Raw genomic sequence first — 2,244 nt, 5'->3', positions numbered from 1 at the left:
AGCAGGCCCTTGTCGAGGCAGAGCCGGCGGGTAGCCCGTGTTCAACTCCACAGCGTCACATGCACTTTCGGGCGGAACCGCGTAACGCCCACGCCAGACCCGCGGATCATCGCCTGGATGCATCGCGGGGTGGTGATGAACCGCAGCAGTTCCGACACCGCGGGCTGGCGGGTGTCGGGCGGCAGGGTGGTCGCGCACCACTCGTCGGATACCTGAAGACCGGGTCCCTTGATGTGGGTCAACCGGCCGGCCGCGAGGTCGGAAAAGACGGCGAAGCCGATCGTCAGGGTGATGCCCCCGACACGGCGGACCTCTTCGAGAGCGGCGGCGTCGCTCTGGAAGATCCGCTGGTGTGATTCGGGAATGGCCAACTCGCGCAGCATCGTCGCGATCTGCCCGTCGGCGCTGCCGGCGCTGGGGCCCAGCATCCATTGCTGCTCCCGCAGCAGCGCCGGATGCGGTGTGACGTCCACCAGTGGGCTGTCGGGGCGCGCGACCGAAATGATCTGATACTTCAGGAATGGCCGGGCGGTGATGGTCGTGTCGGTGCCGTCCTGCCCGGGCCCCAGCGCGATGTCCACCGCACGGCTCTCGATCAGGCTGCGGAACTGGCTGGTGGGATGCACACTCAGCTCGACCGACAGATCCTTCGCCCGCGCCGCGAACAGGTCGATGAGGCCGGGCGCGGCATGTTCGGCGAACGTGCTCGATGCCGCGATGCGGAGCAGCCGTCGGCCGTGCGCCGCCTCGCTCACCTCGATGGCGGTCTGGCGCTGCAGACCGAGCATCTCGATCGCCCGGCTGGCCAGGCGCAGCCCGCCGGGCGTAAAAGCCAGACCCGCCGCCGCACGGGTGAACAGCGGGTCGTCGAGCTCCTTGCGCAACTGGGCGATGTGCGTCGAGACACCGGCGTCGGACATCCCCAGCTCTCTGGCCGCCGCATGGACGGAGCCGAGCCGCACCACGGTCGAGTAAGCCCGAAGCTGGGCGGGCGTCACAATTCGAGTCTACGTTGGAGGTGGACGCAGCGCCGACAGTCGCATCGTGCCTGGAGGACATATCGTGCAGGACGTGCTCACGGATCTGATGGCAACCTGGAACGCCGGGGGCACGGCTGGGGTCGCGACTGTCGTGCGGACCTTCCGTTCGTCGCCGCGACCGCCTGGTGCGGCCATGGTCGTCGCCCCGGACGGGACGGTCGGCGGTTCGGTCTCCGGTGGTTGCGTCGAGGGCGCGGTCTACGAACTCGCCACCGATGTCGTCCGGACCGGTCGTCCGGTGCTGCAGCGGTACGGCCTCTCCGATGACGACGCATTCGCCGTTGGTCTCACCTGCGGCGGCATCATCGATATCTTCGTCGAAGCGATCTCGCGGGAGACGTTTCCGGAACTCGGCGAGATCGCCGCGGACATCACCGACCAGCGGCCGGTCGCGATCGCCACCGTCATCGAGCACCCCGACGCCGCCCGGGTAGGGCGACGGCTGCTGATCCGGCCGAGCAATGCGCACGGCACGCTGGGGTCGGCGCGCGCCGACGATGCGGTGATCGACGACGCGGGCGGGCTGCTCGCGGCGGGCCGCAGCGAGGTGCTGTCCTACGGTCCGGACGGGCAGCGTCGCGGCGAGGGCATGGCGATTTTCGTCGCCAGTTATGCCCGACAGCCGCGGATGCTGGTGTTCGGGGCGATCGATTTCGCCGCCGCCGTCGCCCAGCAGGGATCGTTCCTCGGGTACCGGGTGACGGTGTGCGACGCGCGGCAGGTCTTCGCCACCTCCGCCCGATTCCCGACCGCCGACGAGGTCGTCGTCGACTGGCCGCACCGCTACCTGGCCGCGCAGATCGCGGCCGGCGCGGTCGATGCACGGACCGTCGTCTGCGTACTGACCCACGATCCCAAGTTCGACGTTCCGCTGCTCGAGGTGGCACTGCGTGCGCCGGAGATCGGTTATGTCGGCGCCATGGGGTCACGCCGCACCCACGACGAGCGGCTGTCCCGGCTGGTGCAGGCAGGCCTCACCGACGAGCAACTCGCCCGACTTGCCAGCCCGATCGGGCTGGATCTGGGCGGGCGGACACCCGAAGAGACGGCGGTGTCCATCGCGGCCGAGATCATCGCGCGACGCTGGGGCGGGGATGGCCGCTCACTGGCCGAAACCGGCGGCCGGATTCACCACACACCGGGCGCGAACAGCGAATTAAGTGATTCCTTAAATCGGTCTTGACGACGGGATCGGCGGGGCAGA

General features: G+C 69.2%; 2 protein-coding genes. One reads left to right on the top strand and one right to left on the bottom strand.

Translation table 11 applies throughout. From position 1 onward, the window contains the following. Window positions 1-41 precede the first annotated feature (41 nt). Entirely contained in the window at window positions 42-998 is a 957-nt protein-coding gene (locus tag OHB12_RS08030; RefSeq protein ID WP_327117622.1) for a LysR family transcriptional regulator, read from the bottom strand. Window positions 999-1,062: 64 nt separating this feature from the next. Here OHB12_RS08030 and OHB12_RS08025 point away from each other — a divergent pair, with 64 nt between their 5' ends. After that, complete coding sequence (locus tag OHB12_RS08025; protein WP_327120947.1) at window positions 1,063-2,223, top strand: XdhC/CoxI family protein; 1,161 nt, start codon at window positions 1,063-1,065, stop codon at window positions 2,221-2,223. The last annotated feature ends 21 nt before the right edge of the window (window positions 2,224-2,244 follow it).

Source organism: Nocardia sp. NBC_01730 (genome assembly GCF_035920445.1).
GTDB lineage: Bacteria > Actinomycetota > Actinomycetes > Mycobacteriales > Mycobacteriaceae > Nocardia.
The sequence above is the reverse complement of the archived record's forward strand: the minus strand, read 5'-3'. Positions and strand labels throughout refer to the sequence as shown.